Raw genomic sequence first — 20192 nt, 5'->3', positions numbered from 1 at the left:
TTGTTAGATATACATTTATAATTTGGAACAAAAAGGATACTGATAGTGTTGTATTTTCTAATTTTAGAGGTTATTTGTATAAGCGACTAAATTTGTATTATTTTTTAAAAATATGTATTGCTTTTCATCATCACTTTCGATTAATCTAACTGTATAGTTTAAAGCAATAAGTAACCTAATGGTAGATACAGAATAAGTAAAAGAAAAGGATAGTCAGATTTACTAACTATCCCTTGAATTTTATAAAACTTTTATTGTAATCTCTTTAAAGTATAAGCCATCAGCAGAACTAATTGTTACTTTTGTAGTACCTCTATTTAGAATTTTCATGTTTAAATTACCTGCGTCTGCATATTCTGGGGCGATAGATGCCTCAAGAACATCACGATTTGAAACTGTAATTTGGGAACCTTTTAAAGTATAGGCAAAGTTAAAATCAATAAATGGCTCACGGTTTGTATTTTTATAAACTTTTGAAACTTTGATTTCTGCTGTATCAGTTACATTTTTATTTCCGAATTGTTTTGTATACCAACTAATATTAGAGAAGTTAACTGGAACCCTACTTAATAATTTTGTGCGACCAGGGCTATCAGGTAATTTTTTGAGTTCTTCTTGTACTTTTTTAATATCAGATTGCGTGATACCAACTTTAACAGGAGATCCAATTCCATCTGTAAATAATGATTCTAAGAGCTTTTGACCAGTTTGTAGTTCAGAGAAAAGGTTTTGAGCTTTTTCAATTTCTTTTAATAGATTTGTTTTGTTTTCAGTATTATTTAGTTGATCAACTTTCGCTTTGGCAGCATCAATGTCATCCTGTTTAATAGCAGCTTTTAACGTTTTATGATCATTGGCCGTGAATAAATCGTTAATCGCTTTTTGAGCATCTTGCAATTTGAAAGCCTGGGCAGAATTTAGTAGATTTTGAGCTTTTTCAATCTCTTTTAGTAAAGATTTTTTGTCATTGTTGCTAGGAAGTTGGTCAACATTTTCTTTTGCAGTATCAACATTTGCTTGTGTAGTAGTTTCTTTTAGTGCTGTATGATAATCATCCGTAAATAGATTATTCAAAATTTTCTGAGTTTCGTTTAGTGAATTTAATAGATTTTGAGCTTTTTCAATTTCTATCATTAGAGTATTTTTGTCTTTTTGATTTGATACAAGTTGTACTTTCTCTAGTGCTTTCTCGATGTCCTTTTCGCTAAGTCCATTATTTAATGCGATGTGATTTTCGTCTAAGAAAAGATCATTCACAGCCTTTTGAGCATTGCTTAATTTTGTTACTTCTTGTTCTTTAAGAAGGCGCTGAGCATTTTGAATTTCATTTAATAAATCTATTTTATTTTGGTTGTTAGGAAGTTTGCTAACATTTTCTTTTGCAGTATTAATATCTTGTTGAGTTGTTTCTGCACCTAGTTTGGAGTGAGTATTATCTGCAAAGAGTCCATGCACAGTGCTACGTGCATCATTTAGTAAGTTAAGTAAATTTTGAGCCTGTTCCATTTCTTTATCTAATTGATGTTTATGTTTTGCATCAGGAAGTAGCATTACTGCTTTTTTAGCTTCATCAATTTCATTTTGAGAAATATGAGCATGTAATGTGGAGTAACTTTCATCAGCAAATAGGCTATTCACTGCTTTTTGAGCTTTTGTAATAAGATTGTGACTTACTGTAATACCAACTCGCGAATCTTGTTGGACTTTTGTATCGCCATAATAACCGTAGTAAGATGCTACACTGTAAATAAGTTTCTCATCTTCAGCATCTTCTGGGACAATGAATTCCTTCTGAACAGTTGCTTCTTCTCCAGGTGATAAAATATTGTCAGCACCAATATCAGCATATTCCTGATGCATACCAAGATGCCAATCCGCGCCCCAAACATTCGTTAAGTTTCGATTACCCGTATTTTTAATTTTATAAGTATAAGTTATTTTTTCCCCAGGTGTTACAACTTCTTTATTCGTTGAAATTCTTAATGAAATCTCTGGCTTCACTACATCTACGGTAATAGATGATTTCCCCGCTATTTTTATTTGTTTTCCATCAGCAATACCGTATACAGTAGCTAGGCTTCGAAAAGTTTTCCCCTCTTCTACATCCTTTGGAACAGTATATTTTTTGGAGAGTGTAATTGTTTCTCCAGGTCCGAAAGCGTTATCATTACCTAAGTCAAAATATTCTTGCAGCATGTTAACATGCCAGTCTACAACCCACACATCTTTAATTACTTTATTCGTTGCATTTGTAAGTTTGTATTGATATGTTATTGTTTCGCCTGGCATAGGAGTCGGGTTACTTGGAGTGACCTGTAAAATCATATGACCAACTTGTTCCTCACTACTAACCTTAGAAACTGTGTTTTGTGCTGCAGAGGCTTCGGATACAACCGGGGCTGCTAATACAGATAAACATATTAGTGATGCGACTACCTTTCTCTTAGTATTTTTCTTGTGTGATTCTTGCATGGAATAATCCTCCTTGAAATGATATTTTTGTCAAAATTTTATTCGGAAACAACTTTATAACATTTTGAAAAAAAAATCAAACTTGAATTTTTTAAAAAATAGACTTATGAAAGTCTATTTTTTTTCATAAAAACAATAAATTGCAAATTATGAAGGGGTAAATTTATAAAAAATTAAAAAATGTATGTGAAGGAATTCGAATGAAATAAATTTATTTAACTTTGAGAAAAATATAGAGGAATAATACAACATTTATAGGCAGTAAGGGCTATAACAATGAAGGTTTCCATGTATATAGATTTCTTAAAATAGAACACTTTATAAACCTTAAATTTCTATTTTTGTAAAAATCAAGGTTGAAGTTTAGAGGGAAACGAGATAACCTAATGATTGTGCATTTAGTTATTTGGAAAAATATATCATTAAAACCTTACAGGATTGCTCTGTGAGGACTATTTTTTATATTTAACACTATCAAGATAGTATTAAATATAAAAAAAGGATGTATAGGAGGTGCTTTAACAGTATATTTTTTCGCTCGTTGTTTTTCAGGTTAATGATAACGTATACATTATAGCATTTGTTTATTTAGATTCAAATGACAGAAAAGAGGTAATGTTATGAATAAGTATGTAGTTAGAATCGGGATAAGTTGTTTATTGATAGGTATGGGGGCAGGTTGTTCCAATAAGCAAGAAGAGCAAACAAAACAAGAGGTAAAACAACAAGAAGAAAATAAAGAGGAACCAAGAGTAGCTTTTCCTAAAGAGGCTAAAGAAACAGGAAAAGTTAATATGAAACTAATTACAAATAATGACCAGCAGGAAGAAGGAGGGATTCCATTTTTAAAGGTGGATCCTAAATTAGAATTGGCACAAATTCAAATAGAGTTAGAAGGTCTAACAGCGAAGGAAGAGGTTTATATATATGTCGATCAGAAATTTGTTACAAAAGAAGAAGTAACAAAAATATTTTCAACTTTTATAAATTTAGAAGGTGATCTATTGAAAAAAGGGGAACACACAATTTCAATCGCCCAGTATAAAGATAAGAGTCCGAAAAAAGAATTAAAAAACTACAAAGAAGCAAAGTTCAAAATTGATTAATGGAAGTAGTGCATGCTTATAAAAAGTAAATATGTCAGAATATTTTGGTGAACAGCGGTTTAATAAATTGAAACGTATCATTAACTACTAAAAATGCCTACATAGATATCAAAATTTAACTCTCTACATTCATAATGAAAGAGTGTTTTGGATAAATTTTATACAGATATCTCTATAGGAGGAAAGGTTTGAATATATACATGAATAAAAAAAGAGTATGGATTGGTTTATCCGTATTATTCTTAGGTTTTACGATAATTCATTTCACCAATATGGACTATCTAATATATTGTGGGAAGGTAGTTTTGTCTATTTTAGTGGCGCTTTTAATATTTTTCACGCAATTCCAAGGGGTTCTTTCGTTGTATCAGGTAATGATTAGTTTGTTAGGCCTTTTTAAAAATAAAAAGATGTACCGAGTGGAAAATGAGTTAGAATCTACTCGTTTTGCAGTATTAGTGTGTGCTCATAATGAAGAGAGTGTTATTGGACAAATTATTCAAAGCTTAAAAAAGATGGATTATCCAAAAGAAAAATATGATATTCATGTTATTTGTGATAATTGCACGGATGGAACAGCTCAAATTGTTCGGAAAGCTGGAGTGAATGCTTGGGAAAGACAGGATCCTCAAAAACGAGGAAAGGGTTATGGACTAGAGTGGATGTTTCAAAATTTATTTTGTTTAGAGAAAGAAAACAAGAAAGTCTATGATGCCGTTGTCATACTGGATGCAGATAACATTGTGTCACGGAATTTCTTACAAGTATTAAATTATAAGTTAGTAGCAGAAAAATATGAAGTGATTCAAGCGTATTTAGATTCAAAGAATCCAACAGATAATTGGATCTCAAAGTCATATGCAATTGCTTATTGGTCAACAAACCGATTGTATCAATTTAGTAGAGGAAAGTTAGGATTATCAGCTCAACTTGGTGGAACTGGTATGTGCTTTTCTATGCAGGTCTTAAAGGAAATAGGATGGGGAACACAAAGTTTAACGGAAGATTTAGAGTTTACAGCTAAATACATATTCACAAAAGGAAAATCTGTTGGGTGGGCACATGAAGCAAAAATATTTGATGAAAAACCGACAGATTTTAAAGTATCTTTTCGACAACGTGTTCGCTGGATGCAAGGACATATGGACTGTATGGTTCGCTACTCCGTACCACTTCTTAAAAATTTCCTACAAACATTTAATATAAATGCACTAGATATGTGTATTTATCTTATTCAGCCAACGAGAACAATGTTATCAGTAAACTCCATTATATTATTTTGTTTAACATATTATGAATTACTTCCATCTTATATAATGCCATATGTATTAAGTCCATGGATTTGGTTGATGATAGCACTATCTTTTTATTTATTACCAATTATTGCGCTAATACAAGAAAAACAGATTAAGAATGTAATATGGACACCTATTGTTTATATTTTTGGCTTTTCTTGGGTTCCAATTATATTATTAGGGTTTATAAAAAGAAAGCAAAAGGTATGGGTTCATACTCCTCATAATCGAGTAATGGATAAGGAAAAAATGTTAAAGATGGAGGAATTAACATAAAAACTAACATAAAAAATTGGTAACCGGGGGAGTAAAAGGTGAGTTTATTACTTTTATTAATAATATTATGTAAGCTGTTTGTTGGATATACAGACTTATACGAACAATTTAATATTAATAGTTTTTTAATGGATTCTTTATATATTATATTTTTGTTTTTTTTAATCAGAAGTTTTGCATCGAAAAAAATACGAATAATTTTATATGCTGGGATAAGCATATTAGTAGGAATTATCTTGCTTACTTGTGTGGTATATAATAGATTTTATGGTGTAATGCCGACCTATCACACTTTATTGTTAGTAAATCAAACTACTAAATTAGCAGATAGTATATCCTCTCTCTTAAGTTGGAAAGACCTTTATTATGTTGGAGATATAATCCTTTTACCTTTTATCATATATAGGGCATTTCAACATAATAAAGAACATAGAGATATACGCTTTTCAAAGAAAACGATAGGAATTGCTTCTCTTTGCTTTATATTTATAATTTCTACATTTGAATACACATTAAATAAAAAAGATATATTAAATGATAAGAAGAAAGCTGAAAAAATGGGTATTTTTTCATATAATTTATCATTCCCTTTTAATAGTATATTCCCTGTGAATAAAGCTTACTCTATGGAGAATAAGCAAATAACGAATGAAATGATTAGGGAAATAAAAAAAGAAAAATTAGTGAAGAACCCTGAATATGAAGGCGTTGCAAAAGATAAAAATTTAATTATTCTTCAGCTTGAATCATTACAAGAAAATGTAATGGGCTTAAAAATTAATGGGAAATCAATCACTCCCAATTTAGATAATTTACGTGAACAGTCGTTATCGTTTTCTACATTTTTTCAACAAACAGGTAAAGGAAATACAGTTGATGCAGAATGGAGTGTAAATACATCAACCTATCCAGGTAAACATGAATTAAATGCAAATCGTTTTGCAAATCGTGAAGTCCCAAGTTTACCGAGATTATTAAAACAATATGATTACGTAACAAATACATTCCATACAAATGATTCGGAATTTTACAACCGAAAGCAATTATATCGAGCACTAGGGTTTGATAAGTTCTATGATCAAAAATATTTTGGGAATAAAGATGTGATAGATTTAGCTTCTAGTGATCATGTGCTATATGAAAAAACTCTCCCAATTTTGAAGAAAATAGATGAAAAAGGTAAGAAATTTTATGCTCATATTATTGCATTAAGCAGCCATCACCCTTTTAAAATACCAAGTGAAAAACAACCTTTACCGTTACCAAAAGAATTAGAGGGAACGGAATTTGGGGATTATATTCAAGCGGTTAATTATGTGGATAAAGAATTAGGTTATTTTATAGACGAACTAAAGCGTGAGGGATTATGGGAGAAATCGTTATTTGTCGTATACGGAGATCATCATATTATTGATACAAATTCTTTACCCAATAATTCAAAAAAATATTTACCTGAATCACATGTGAAAAATGAACAGTTTGACCCGTATCGTATCCCGTTTATTATTCATTATCCAGAATTAAAAGAAGGGAAAGAAATAAAAGAAATAGGTAGTGAGATTGATATTTTCCCAACGATTATTAACTTATTAGGAATTCAGCCGAAGGAACAAGTTATGTTTGGACAAGATTTATTAAATACTAAGGACAACATTATTCCGCAAAGATACTTTTTCCCAGATGGAACTTTCATACATGAGAAGTATTGTTATATCCCGGGTGAAAGATTTGAAGATGGACAAGCTGTAAATTTAAATGGAATGAGGGTTCCATTAGAATCCGAAATAAAAGAAGATTTTATGAGAGCAAGAAAATTATTGAATTTGTCCGATCAATATCTTAAAAATCTTCCTGTAAGAAGAGATTAAATGGAGGATTAGTCATGAAGAAAATGATATTTATTATTTTATGTAGTAGTTTTTTTCTCTTTACATTTTATCGCATTATAGATACACCCCACATATTAAATTTCTTATTTCCTGGATATGAGGAGGAAATTAAAGAAGCATAAATGTTAAAAATTTTAGATGCCTGCGGGCATCTTTTTTCATTTTATCGTTTTCAGCCAGAATCAATAATCTCCTATATATTAAAAGAAATATTTTGTCTAGAACAAAACGCACCCTAAATTTTATAAGATTTTACATTATATGCAATAATGCATATAGTATAGAGTAAATCTAGAAAATTATATATAATTATATTAGATTTCAAGGAAGGGAGATGAAAAGTATGCTTACAAATCTATTAAACTTAGTATCAGGCTTATTAGGTACTCTTATTGGCTAAGTAAAAAAAGTTCTGAACCAGAACATTTTTTTACAGCTGAACAGATTGATTTTATAAATCAATCTGTTCTTTCTAAATTTAAGTATATTTTAATTAACAATAAATCCTCTAAAATATTGACTTTAATTTTCTTCCCCATGATATTTTAAATATTACAAAGAAAAGAACATCAAATGAAATCATAAAAAAGTAGCCAAGGTATATACGATGTCTCAAAACTATTCCATTGACAAGATAAAAAAGAAATTAGAAGGTCGCGTTTCGAACAACAGCCCTCAAAAATAAAGTTTTTAATTCATATTTCATCATTTAGTATATAATTATTACACAATAAATTTAAGTTCTTAAAACCTAACTTGAATGCAGCTAAAGACAGTTGAAAATATTAAGAACAGATGCTGTCACATTAAAATAAGGGATAAAAGAATTAAAAGTGGAAACTGTTTCTCCACAAAAATAGGAGAATATCAGCATAGCCATTAAATTAATATTATGTAGAATTTTCAACAAAAATAGCCACCCTTTTACGGAGTATCCATGAAAGGGTGGCTATTTTTATGTCTTCAATACGTCTTACAGAAGAACTATGGTTGTTAGATCAGGCGGATAATGCTTTTACTTGAATGAATTTTCTGTTTCCATGATTACCCACCTTTTTTAGAATAGGACTATCAGTAAATCCAAGCCTAGGAGATTACTTGCAAGAGTCATGGAGTTTTTGCACCAGAATCATATTTAATTATTATTTGAGAGGGAAATAGATGTTTTTTAAATCGAAATATTTGACTTGATAAAATATAAAATACTATTGTGCCAGTAATATAAAGTTTGGAAATAAAATGAAAACAGACGATAATTAAGAAATTTGAAAACGTTTTCTCAACATCTGAAAATTCAGAATACAACAAAAGGGATTGAAGTTACGATGGTTAATTGTTAATATATTCCTTGTATTACCAATATATTGAAAAAGGGGGGGATTTACATGAAATTGAAAATGAAAATTAAAAAAGCTACGCAACGAGATAATCAATGTGTTTGTTTATTATTATGCTAGTTTTGAATTGAAGAAGGTGTGTAAACACCTTCTTTTTCAATGGAATGGAGAGAAAGAATATGAAATTAAAAACGAGTCTGAACTTTAGAGGGTATCCTGATAAAAATGAGGTTGTTTATTATGATGGGGAAGAGCGAGTTATCGAAGTAGATGAGTTTGAGAAATTGTGGTCGTTATTAAAAGTTTTAGAAAACCCTAAAGGTGATATCCTAGAAAACATATATGCTTGGAAGATTAAGAATAGAATGGAAGATCAAGAATTACAAGATATTATTGAATTTATAAATGAGAACCATCTTGTATATAAGCAACGATATGAAGAGGAGACGGAAGAACAGTTATTTAACTTTAGAAATTCGAACTATTTTAGTGTGCATGATCGTACTGTATATGCGGATACAATTGTTCAGAAGATGAAAAGTCTAAAAGTAGTTGTTATTGGAGCTGGTACGATTGGTGCTACATTATGTATGACACTATCTAAAATTGGTGTTGGTGAAATTATTATTATCGATTTTGATACAGTGGAGAGTAAAAATATTAGAGCACAAACAGTATTTCAAACAGAGGATATTCATAAGAAAAAAATAGATGTAATTCAGGAAAAACTGAATAGAATGGATCCTTATGTAAAGACGCAAGGATTTGATATGAAAATAGAAACAATTCATGATTTACTACAAGTAGACTTGAGTGGGGTAAATTATATTTTTGGAAGTTTTGATGAAGCCTCATTACAGCTGCATAAAGATATAATGGATTACTGTGATAAAGAAAACATGAAGTATTTTTTAATGGGATATCATAATGATTTTGTAAAAGTACTGAATGTAAGTAATTACAATGATGGTAATGTAATACTTGAAAATAGCTTTAAAAATTATCATACAGATAACGTAATTTGCGAAAATAGGGGGACAATTATTCAAAGTTTGGCTGTTTCACTTATTATTACCCGTATCTTATTTGAAGATATAACAAATGAAAAACATCATTTAAAAGATGGATATAGTTTTGATTTTATAAATTTCCAAACTACAACTAATAACACATTTAAGCCTCAATATGAAACATTTATACAATCACTACAATCAATAATCCCACTCGAACCAGATAAATTAAGAAGGCAGATAAAAGAAATTTCTAATGTCTATTATGCAGCAGGACGAAACCTGCCAAAGGTAATGGAACTTGAAATACTATCTATGCACCAAGCTTTTGATATTTTAATTCATATGGATCAACTGTCTCATTTACAACTGGAAGAGGCGTATAATGAATTTCTTACACTCATGAACGATATAGAGGAATTAGATGGGAATGAAGAAGAATACGAGCGGTACTTACAGATAATTCGCAGCATTCGAATTCCTTATGATGGTGAGATATATTCTATATTTGAAGCCTTTGAAATGATGCGTAGTTTGAAAAATTATGGCCAGAAGGAAGAGCTTCAAAAAGATATTTACGATATTTTGAAAAACAAAGGAAATAAAATTCTTCAGTTTTTCATAAAGAGTAAGAAAAGATACTTAGCTATGGAAAGTTCAAACTATTATATGGAAGTATTTGGCGTGAAGGAGGAAACGTTATTTACGTTTGAAGAGAAATTACAGCAGAAATTTCATGATCTTATAATGAAAAGTTTATCACTTATGTTTCCAAATTCATCTGGGGAAGTTCAAGCGAATTTCTTAACATATAATGAAGAACAAAGAACAACAGTACCAATTGAAGAGGCGAAAGAATTAATAGTAACAAGTTTGAAGAAACATGGACAAGATCGATGGACAAGCTATATTGAACGGATGTTTCAAGACAATCTCATACAAATATATAATGAGGTGGAAGTGAATAAAACTTATTATTTTCCAAGTATAAAAGAAAGTAGAATTTTATGTAATTATCATGACGATGTAGATAGTTTATTTATATTGTGTCATGAATTAGGGCATGCATATTTTAATAAAAGTTATGATGAATCATTTTTTGACGATAGCACACAGTTATTAAATGAAGTGATGGCATATTATTTTGAGATTACATGTGTACAAGCGATTTTACGGAATAATGATGTAGGAGAAGATATAAGGAAAGAAATCGCAAGACAGTATGTGAAAAGAATTCATCAAGTTGTATTATCTACATATAGCGTCCATTTATTTGAAAAAAGTTTAATAAAACATGTACAGGAGTATGGAGAAATCTCAATTAAAGAGTTTTTGAAAATACGAGAAGAGTATAATAAGCATCATTTTTTTGAAGGTATAAGATTTCAAAATGAAACATACTCCTATTTCAATCCTCTTTTGAAGGCTTCCTTTATCTTTGAATTTGGTGATCACGTTTTGCCACCAATTGCATACTTACTTTCAGTTAGGTTATGTCGTGAAGAAAACTCAACTATCCCAAAAGATATTCAAATACAAGAAGCGTTATTTAATGGGATATATCGTACAGAAGATTTTTTGAATTATATGTCAAAAGAGCTATCATACGGGGAATTTATGGAGCAAGCTATGGATGAATTATTACAAAAATTACATACACTCCAGTCTGTTATGTTAGAGGAGGGAGTGTGTTCTGACTAAAAATAGAGAGTACATGCGATACTCGCTGTAATCATTAATGTATTCAACTTTGTATCAATTTTACTGTTTTTTAGAACTGATATTAAACCATATCTTATTAAATGTTTATATTACGTTATATATCTTATAATAAAAACCAACACATACGAAATGTTTTTTAGAAATGTTGTTATGTGTTGGCTTTTTGTTGTTATGTGTTGGTTTTTTGGTGTAGAGAAATATGCAATTTTACATTTTACAAATAAAGGGAATGGATATACAAAGTACCATTAAATTATATTAAAAACATTTAATATCAAACAATTAATATAAATAAATGAAAATCACAATATTTTAGGCTTAATTACACTGATATAATTACTTCACTTGATGAAATAATTAATAGTATTAACTTTTTTAAATATAATTTTTTTTCATACAAATAAAAAAATATCTGAATTTTCAAATGTTAACAACAGGATTTTACTGTTTACTTATGAAAAACAGAATGTTTAAATGAGTGGGAAGTAAGGTCCTTTTACACTCTATGAGAAGTAAATAATAAAGAGAATTTATCACTCTATCCGAAAAAATTCTCCTGCCTCAATTGTGTGCAAGGAGTGAGCTTAACGCTAGGTTGTTCAAGTTGTATGAATAAAATTGTAAAAAGACAATAGTGAAGAGGTGTACTGAATGAAAAATAAAATACTTACAGGGTTTTTAATAACTTCCATTGTTAGTGGGGCAAATATTCCTATAAATACTCTCGCAACGCCAATCGTCCAGGCAGAAACGCAACGGGAAAATATGGATATTTCCTCATCATTACGAAAATTAGGTGCACAATCTAAATTAATCCAAACATATATAGATAAAGCTTTAATGAGTCCTAATGTACAGCTAGAGGAAGTTCCATCTTTAAATACGAACCAATCCCTGATCAAACAAGATATGAACGAATGGTCATCAGAACTTTATCCAAAATTAATTCTATTAAATTCAAAAAGTAAAGGATTTGTAAGCCAATTCAATAGCTATTATCCAACATTAAAACAGTTTGTAGACAATAAAGAAGATAAAGAAGGATTCTTGGATAGAATTGAAGTTCTTCAAGATAAAGCTACGATAAACCAAGAAAGTGTACAACGTCAGATTAATGAATTAACAGATCTTAAATTACAGATTGATAAAAAGCTTAAAGATCTCGATACTGACGTGACAAAAGCACAGGGTGTACTAAGTTCAGAGGGAACAGGGAAAATAGACCAGCTAAAAAATGAATTGCTAAATACCCAAAAATCAATTCAAAGTGATTTACAACAAATAGCACTGTTACCAGGAGCTTTAAATGAACAAGGATTTAAGATATTCCAAGAAATTTATAGTCTTTCAAAAGATATCATTGAACCGGCTGCTCAAACAGCGGTGGCAGCGTATAACAAAGGAAAAGAAATCAACAGCTCTATTTTAGAAGCAGAGAAAAAAGCAGAGAAAGAAGCGAAAGAAAAAGGAAAATCTGCTCTAGAGATTGAAGCTGCAAAAAAAGAAGCCCGTGAAGCAATTGAGAAAAGCAAACAAGCTGAAATAGCTGCAGCTGCAATTACAAAGACAAAAGAGTATGACCTTACGAAGGTTATTGACCCTGAAAAAATTAAAAAAACTTATAGTGCCTTCGCTGAAGTAAATAAACTAACAACAGAGCAACGAGCACATTTAGATGATTTAGAGAAACAAAACCAAAAATTTTATGATTTAACAAAGAACCTAACAGTAGCAGATTTACAAAAGTCTATGCTTCTTATTATGCAAAATGATTTACATACATTTGCAAATCAAGTAGATGTAGAACTTGACCTATTAAATCGTTATAAAGAAGATATGAATCTAATTAAAAATAATATTACAAAATTGTCTACTAATGTTGATACAACTGATCAGCAGTCTCAAAAAGATACATTAAGACAATTAAAAAATGCAACAAGTTACCTTGAAGAACAAGTTAATAAGTTTTAAAATTACGAATTTAATAAATTAATGTAAAGAGTATAAGAATCTATCAAAAAACTGAGAAGGAGAAGGCTTATGAAAAAACTTCCATTTAAAGTGTTAGCTGTAGCCACTCTAGCAACACTTATTACTGCCACTAACGGTAACACTATTCATGTACTTGCACAGGAAAAAACCGCTCAAGAACAAAAAGTAGGGAATTATGAGTTAGGGCCTGAAGGGCTGAAGAAAGCATTAGCTGAAACAGGATCTAATATTCTTGTAATGGATTTGTACGCAAAAACGATGATTAAACAACCGAATGTAAATTTATCCAATATTGATTTAGGTCCAGAAGGTGGAGAATTAATTAAAAATATTCACCTGAATCAGGAACTGTCTCGAATCAATGCGAATTATTGGTTAGATACAGCAAAGCCGAAGATTCAAAAAACAGCACGTAATATTGTAAATTACGATGAACAATTTAAAAATTATTACGATACATTAGTAGATACTGTACAAAAGAAAGATAAGGCAGGTCTAAAAGAGGGCATAAATGATTTAATCACTACAATTGATACAAATTCAAAAGAAGTTACAGAAGTAATTAAGATGCTAGAAGCCTTCAAAACAAAACTGTACACAAATACTACAGATTTTAAAAATAATGTTGGTGGTCCAGATGGGAAAGGTGGCTTAACCGCAATATTAGCGGGAAAACAAGCACTGATTCCACAACTTCATGCTGAAATTGAGAAACTAAGTGCTACTCAGAAAGAACATTTTGACAATGTATTAGCATGGTCAATTGGTGGTGGATTGGGAGCAGCAATTTTAGTTATTGCAGCCATTGGAGGAGCGGTAGTAATTGTTGTGACTGGCGGTACAGCAACACCGGTTGTTGTCGGTGGCCTTACGGCTCTCGGTGCAGCTGGTATCGGTTTAGGAACAGCAGCTGGTGTCACAGCGTCTAATCATATGAACTCTTATAACGAAATTTCTAACAAAATCGGACAATTAAGTATGAAAGCCGATCTTGCTAACCAAGCAGTTATTTCGCTTAATAGCACAAAAGATACTTTGACATATCTATATCAGACAGTGGATCAAGCGATAATGTCTCTAACAAATATTCAAAAACAATGGAATACAATGGGGGCTAATTATAAAGATTTATATGATAATATCGACCAAATGCAAGAACATAAACTCTCTTTAATACCTGATGATTTAAAGGTTGCTAAACAAAGTTGGAATGATATTCATAAAGATGCAGAGTTCATTTCGAAAGACATTGCTTTTAAACAAGAATAGAACTAAAAATCAAAGTCTATATAGGAGGAATATGAAATGATCAAAAAAATCCCTTACAAACTACTCGCGGTATCGACGTTTTTAACTTTGACAACAACTTCTGTAGTCTCACCAGTAGCAGCTTTTGCAAGTGAAATTGAACAAACTAACAATGGAGATACGGCTCTTTCAGCAAATGAAGCGAAGATGAAAGAAACCTTGCAAAAGGCCGGTTTATTTGCAAAATCTATGAATGCCTATTCTTATATGTTAATTAAAAATCCAGATGTGAACTTTGAAGGAATTACTATTAATGGATATGTAGATTTACCTGGTAGAATTGTACAAGATCAAAAGAATGCAAGAGCACATGCTATTACATGGGATACGAAAGTAAAAAAACAACTTTTAGATACATTGACGGGTATTATTGAATATGATACAACATTTGACAATTATTACGAAACAATAGTAGATGCGATTAATACAGGGGATGGAGATACTTTAAAAGAAGGGATTACAGATTTACGGGGGGAAATTCAACAAAATCAAAAGGTTGCACAACAATTAATAGAAGAATTAACTAAATTAAGAGACTCTATTGGACAAGATGTTAGAGCCTTTGGAAGCAATAAAGATCTCTTGCAGTCGATTTTGAAAAACCAAGGTGTAGATGTTGAGGCCGATCAACAGCGTCTAGATGAAGTTTTAGGATCAGTAAACTATTATAAACAATTAGAATCTGATGGATTTAATGTAATGAAGGGTGCCATTTTGGGCCTACCGATAATCGGCGGTATCATAGTTGGAGTTGCAAGAGATAATTTAGGTGAGTTAGAGCCTTTATTAGCACAATTGCGTCAGACCGTAGATTATAAAGTAACATTAAATCGTGTAGTTGGAGTTGCTTACAATAATACTAGTGAAATGCATAAGGCGCTTGATGATGCTATTAATGCTCTTACTTATATGTCCACGCAATGGCATGATTTAGATTCTCAATATTCGGGAGTACTGGGGCATATTGAAAATGCAGCTCAAAAAGCGGACCAAAATAAATTTAAATTCTTAAAACCTAACTTGAATGCAGCTAAAGACAGTTGGAAAACATTACGAACAGATGCTGTCACATTAAAAGAAGGGATAAAAGAATTAAAAGTGGAACCTATTACTCCACAAAAATAGGGAAATATTAACACTGTTGTAAAGTGACCCAAAACATAGAGAGTCTATGATTACACTGTTAAACAGTAATCCAACAATTAATAAATCCTTATATACCAGAAAGGCGGAGTCTCATTAAAGACTTCGCCTTTCACATATATATAAGTTTCATCCAAATAGCTGTGCCGTTTACTTGTTTTTTTAACTTTGCAATAGAACCGATTAATTGGGGACAGATTATAAAGATTTGCTTGATAATATCGATTCTATGTAACAACATAGATCCTCTTTAATATTTGATGATTTAAAGGCTGCTAAAGAAAGTTAGAATGATACTCATTAAAGATGTAGAACTCATTTCGAAAGACATCGTTTTTAAAGAAGAATAGAACTTGAAATCAAAACCTATATCGGAGGAATATGAAATGATGAAAAAAATTCCTTACAAAATACTCGCTGTATCAACGTTTTTAACTATGACAACTACTTATGCAGTTACACCAGTAACAGTTTTTGCAAGTGAAATAGAACAAACTAACAATGGAGATATGTCTCTTTCAGCAAATGAAGAACAGATGAAAAAATCTTTGCAAGATGCTGTTTTATTTTTGAAATCTATGAATGAATATTCTTATTTGTTAATCAACAATCCTGATGTGAGTTTTGAAGGAATTACTATTAATGGCTATGAAGATTTACCTAGTAAAATTGTACAAGATCAAAAGAATGCAAGAGCACATGCAGTTACATGGAATACGCAAGTAAAAAAACAGCTTTTAGATACATTGACAGGCATTATTGAATACGATAAAAAATTTGAAAATCATTATGAAACATTAGTAGCGGCGATCAATACTGGGAATGGAGATACTTTAAAAAAAGGGATTACAGATTTACGGGGGGAAATTCAACAAAATCAAAAGTCTGCAAAAGCATTAATAGAAGAATTAACTAATTTAAATGGAAATATTGGACAAGATGTTAGAGCATTTGGAAGTAATAAAGATCTCTTGCAGTCTATTTTAAAAAGCCAAGGAGCTGCGGTGGAGGATGATCAAAAGCGACTAGAGGACCTTTTAGGGCAAGTAAACTATCAAAAAGATATAGAATCTAAGGGATTGGACATGGTGAAAATCCCCTTTCTTCCTACATTGATTGCTGGTGGTATAATGATAGGTGATGCAAGAGGTAAATTAGGCTGGCTAGAGCCGGAATTAGCAAAATTACGTCAGAATGTAGATTACAAAATAAAATTAAATCGTGTGGTTGGAGTTGCGTTTCATAATATTAGTGATATGCATAGTGCGATTGATAATGCTATTACTGCTCTTACTTATATGTCCACGCAATGGGATGATTTAGACTCTCAATATACGGGCGTACTGGGACATATTGATAAAGCTGATCAAAAAGCTGATCAAAATAGATATAAATTCTTAATCCCTAACTTGAATGCAGCGAAAGACAGTTGGAAAACATTAAGAACAGATGTTGTCACATTACAAGAAGGGATAAAAATTGCAGAGAAAAAAGAACAGGATTTTATAAATCAGCTTCGTCCATCAAACGTTTCCTACTTTTATAAACAAATTCATAACGCATATACATTTGAAATAAAGACTGGAACAAATGCACCAAATGCGTCTTATAAAGTTATGAATTTAACTAAAAACACTGTTCATGATATGTGGAGTGGAGGACCAAATACAAATATGTGGGCTGACTGGCTTTTATTCAATCCAAAAGATGAATTTGCTGTGGTAGCAGTTGTAGATGGGAAAGAATATGTTGTATATAAAGACAAAATAGAAAATATAATGAACTAAACCCGAAAAGTTAGACAGAAAAATTATGCAGCAATTGGAGATGATACACTAAACTAGACACTAAGTTAAGTGGAAAAGCTGATTCAGAGAGTTCTGGTGCAAAGGTAAAATAAAAGAGAATATAGCGCATTTATTTCGAGCGAAATTGTATTTTATGCTGTTAGCCCAAACAAATGATGGATGAATTCTTTCTGATTCTGAACAGACTGATCCCGTAAATCAATCTGTTCTTTTTTCATCATATGCATGGCTTCTACTCCAGAAAGAATGGATGTAGCTGTGTCAAAGCATTTGAACCCTAGCATAGAACAGATTCGTTTCTTTATAAAGCGATAATCTTGTTCTACTATGTTATTCAAGTACTTTTGTTGTCTAAGTCGCATACCGTTAGGTATGCTTTTTTCTTTTTTCAAATGTTCAATTGCTATAGGATAAGCTGGATTCTTGTCGACCGTTATAACACGAGGCGTTGAAACATGAAAAGACCGCAAAGCTTTCTTGAAAAAGCGCTTTGCAGCCTTCTGATCTCTTGTTTTGCTTAGGAAAAAATCGATTGTGCTTCCTTTCGAATCAACAGCACGATACAAGTACATCCATTGATTTTTTACTTTGATATATGTTTCAGCGACTCTCCAAGTGTCATTTGTTTGTTTGAGATAACGTCGGATTCGTTTATCCAATTCAGGACCATACTGATGAACCCAACGCATAATTGTTGTATGAGAAATGGATAAACTCCGTTCCTCCATCATTTCCACTAAATCACGAAAACTAAGATTGTACCGTAGGTACCATCTTACCGTTAATAAGATAATATCAGGCTGATAGTGTTTCCATTTGGAACAAATTATTCTTTTCCATACCAATCATACACCTTTTTAGAGTAATAGTATCAGTATGTCCAAGTTTTATAGATTTTTTGCACCAGACCCCCAAATCTTGAGGTAGGGGTCTTACTGCCCACGAATAGCGGGATAAAATCATGACAAAAATCCGATAATAAAAAAGAGGTGATTTTGATGAGAAAATGGAATGAACAGGCAGCACCGAATAATAATTTGCCATCCAGCACAATTCGGTCATCTGAACGCCTGTTAGGAAAGAAAGCAGACCATGAATTTTCAGAGGAACTTTCCGATGGTGGAGAAAGAGATAAAAACATTCAAATACTCAAAAATAGTTCTAAATAGAAAAACTGATGCAGCGGTGGCGACGAAAAAATCGCCACCATTTTTTTCTTTGTACACCATATTCTCTCGAAAATACGTTTCAAAATTATATGCCCAAATCAAAAAGATTATTGTATAGTTTAAATATTAGTTCGCCTAAGAAGAACTATGCAGCAGTTAGTGATGTTCCTCAATCACTTTCGAGAAAAGATATTAACTTTGTTTCATTACTTATTATAAGGGGGGATTAGACATGGCACAACAAAGCCTGAAGCGTGAGCTGCAACCACGCCACATTAGACTTATGGCGATAGGCGGGATGATTGGGACAGGAATTTTCAAAGGAAGTGCAGATACGATTTCAGCTGCAGGACCTGGTATCGTTTTTTCTTATTTATTTGCAGGGTTTCTCCTTCTCATTGTTATGAGCGCAATAGCGGAAATGGCTATTGCTTATCCGGGTTTAAATATTCAAGGGATGATTCAAAAAGCTTTCGGTTCTCGTTTCGCCTTTGTTGTTGGTTGGCTCTACTGGATCGATTGGATTTTAGTTATTATTGTTGAAGTTTTGGCAGGGGGTAGCTTTTTACAATACTGGATTCCATCCGCTCCCTTATGGCTGCTTAGTTTAGCATGTACGGTGCTTCTTCTATTTATCAACTTGATTAGCGTCAAACTTTACGGTGAAATAGAGTTTTGGCTTGCAAGTGTCAAAATTATTACTCTGGTTTTATTTATTTTGCTTGGTTTTGCTTTATTATTTGGCTTCATTCCAAATCATGAAGCAGCATATTTCACAAACTATACAAGCCACGGCGGATTCTTTCCAAAAGGATGGGGAAGTATTTTCACAGCACTCTTAATAGTTGTCTTTTCTTTTGGAGGCTCAGAATTAATCGGATTAACTGTAACAGAAACGAAAAACGTGGAACAGACGCTTCCTAAAGTAGTAAAAGGGGTCATGTTCCGAGTAGTTTTATTTTACACATTACCTATTCTCATCATCACTGGACTTATCCCTTGGGACGAAGTAGGAAAGCAAGGCAGTCCTTTCGTACAGGTTTTCTCTGCAACCGGATTACAAGGTGTAGCACATATTATGAACTTCATCTTATTGACCGCTGTGCTGTCGGTTGCTAATTCAGGGATGTATGCTACTTCTCGCATTTTGTACTCTCTGGCACAAAATAACGAGGCTCCGGCTTTATTCTCGCGTCTTACTAAGCGCGGTGTTCCTGTCTGGGGAGTTCTTGTCAGTTGCACTGGTTTATTAATTGGATCTTTTATCGCGTTCCTTACACCAGAGCATGTCTTTGGCTATTTGATGTCTATCCCGGGTTTTACTGTTTTGCTCATTTGGACTAGCATTTGCCTTGCACAATTTAAGTTGCGTAAACAGTATTCTAAAATGCCGTATTTTCGCGTGTGGTTATTTCCTTACAGTACCTTGTTTGCTGCAGCTGCCTTGGCAATTATTTTTATTTTCTTCTTGTTCAATGCAGGCAATATAATTAACTCTATTGTATGCGCAAGTATTCTTATCCTTTTATCCGTCCTATCCATTTTGGTTGGTAGAAAGGAATCGCAATAAAAATCTTCAGCTAAACAGAGGTGCTGCCGCATGCCCATCAAGCTAAGATTTTCAGGAACCTCCCATAACAAAAATTTTACCTTTTCACAGTTATT

12 protein-coding genes and 1 pseudogene are annotated in these 20192 nt (G+C 31.9%); 11 read left to right on the top strand and 2 right to left on the bottom strand.

Annotation, left to right across the window (positions count from 1 at the left end; translation table 11 throughout):
- Window positions 1-240: 240 nt before the first annotated feature.
- A complete protein-coding gene (locus COE49_RS08395; RefSeq protein WP_098945859.1) occupies window positions 241-2472 on the bottom strand; it encodes a toxin Cry1Ac domain D-VI-related protein in 2232 nt (743 codons plus the stop codon).
- 620 nt (window positions 2473-3092) lie between these two features.
- On the opposite strand from COE49_RS08395, the gene COE49_RS08390 reads away from it, so the two are divergent.
- The 9 genes from COE49_RS08390 (at window position 3093) to hblB (ending at window position 17337) form a co-directional block, all read left to right on the top strand.
- The gene (locus COE49_RS08390) at window positions 3093-3578 is read left to right on the top strand and encodes a hypothetical protein (protein WP_098945858.1); all 486 of its coding nucleotides are present in this window, start codon (window positions 3093-3095) and stop codon (window positions 3576-3578) included.
- 362 nt (window positions 3579-3940) lie between these two features.
- The gene (locus COE49_RS08385; protein ID WP_255291255.1) at window positions 3941-5149 is read left to right on the top strand and encodes a glycosyltransferase family 2 protein; all 1209 of its coding nucleotides are present in this window, start codon (window positions 3941-3943) and stop codon (window positions 5147-5149) included.
- Window positions 5150-5775: 626 nt separating this feature from the next.
- Window positions 5776-7017: an LTA synthase family protein gene (locus COE49_RS08380; RefSeq protein ID WP_255294747.1), complete on the top strand. Its 1242-nt coding sequence runs from the start codon at window positions 5776-5778 to the stop codon at window positions 7015-7017.
- A gap of 14 nt (window positions 7018-7031) precedes the next feature.
- Window positions 7032-7160 (top strand): hypothetical protein, encoded by a 129-nt coding sequence (locus COE49_RS27990; RefSeq protein WP_000738191.1) that lies wholly within the window; start codon window positions 7032-7034, stop codon window positions 7158-7160.
- A 1394-nt stretch (window positions 7161-8554) separates the two neighbouring features.
- On the top strand, window positions 8555-11086 hold the full coding sequence (locus COE49_RS08375; protein WP_098945856.1) for a ThiF family adenylyltransferase: 2532 nt from the start codon (window positions 8555-8557) through the stop codon (window positions 11084-11086).
- A 672-nt stretch (window positions 11087-11758) separates the two neighbouring features.
- On the top strand, window positions 11759-13078 hold the full coding sequence (gene hblC, locus COE49_RS08370) for a hemolysin BL lytic component L2 (RefSeq protein WP_098945855.1): 1320 nt from the start codon (window positions 11759-11761) through the stop codon (window positions 13076-13078).
- Window positions 13079-13147: 69 nt separating this feature from the next.
- Window positions 13148-14368, top strand: coding sequence for a hemolysin BL lytic component L1 (gene hblD, locus COE49_RS08365; RefSeq protein ID WP_098945854.1), 1221 nt, complete (start codon window positions 13148-13150; stop codon window positions 14366-14368).
- 36 nt (window positions 14369-14404) lie between these two features.
- A complete protein-coding gene (gene hblA / locus COE49_RS08360) occupies window positions 14405-15532 on the top strand; it encodes a hemolysin BL binding component B (protein ID WP_098945853.1) in 1128 nt (375 codons plus the stop codon).
- A gap of 404 nt (window positions 15533-15936) precedes the next feature.
- Window positions 15937-17337 carry a hemolysin BL regulatory component HblB gene (hblB, locus tag COE49_RS08355; protein ID WP_098945852.1) on the top strand — a complete coding sequence of 467 codons (1401 nt, stop codon included), beginning with the start codon at window positions 15937-15939 and terminating at the stop codon, window positions 17335-17337.
- A gap of 152 nt (window positions 17338-17489) precedes the next feature.
- Here the strand turns inward: hblB and COE49_RS08350 are convergent.
- Window positions 17490-18198: pseudogene (locus COE49_RS08350) on the bottom strand (IS6 family transposase).
- A 158-nt stretch (window positions 18199-18356) separates the two neighbouring features.
- Here COE49_RS08350 and COE49_RS27570 point away from each other — a divergent pair.
- On the top strand, window positions 18357-18527 hold the full coding sequence (locus COE49_RS27570; RefSeq protein WP_176549296.1) for a hypothetical protein: 171 nt from the start codon (window positions 18357-18359) through the stop codon (window positions 18525-18527).
- Window positions 18528-18759: 232 nt separating this feature from the next.
- On the top strand, window positions 18760-20097 hold the full coding sequence (locus COE49_RS08345) for an amino acid permease (protein WP_098945851.1): 1338 nt from the start codon (window positions 18760-18762) through the stop codon (window positions 20095-20097).
- Window positions 20098-20192 lie beyond the last annotated feature (95 nt).

This window comes from Bacillus sp. AFS029637 (genome assembly GCF_002584985.1).
Lineage (GTDB): Bacteria > Bacillota > Bacilli > Bacillales > Bacillaceae_G > Bacillus_A.
This window is presented reverse-complemented; position numbering and strand designations above follow the sequence as displayed.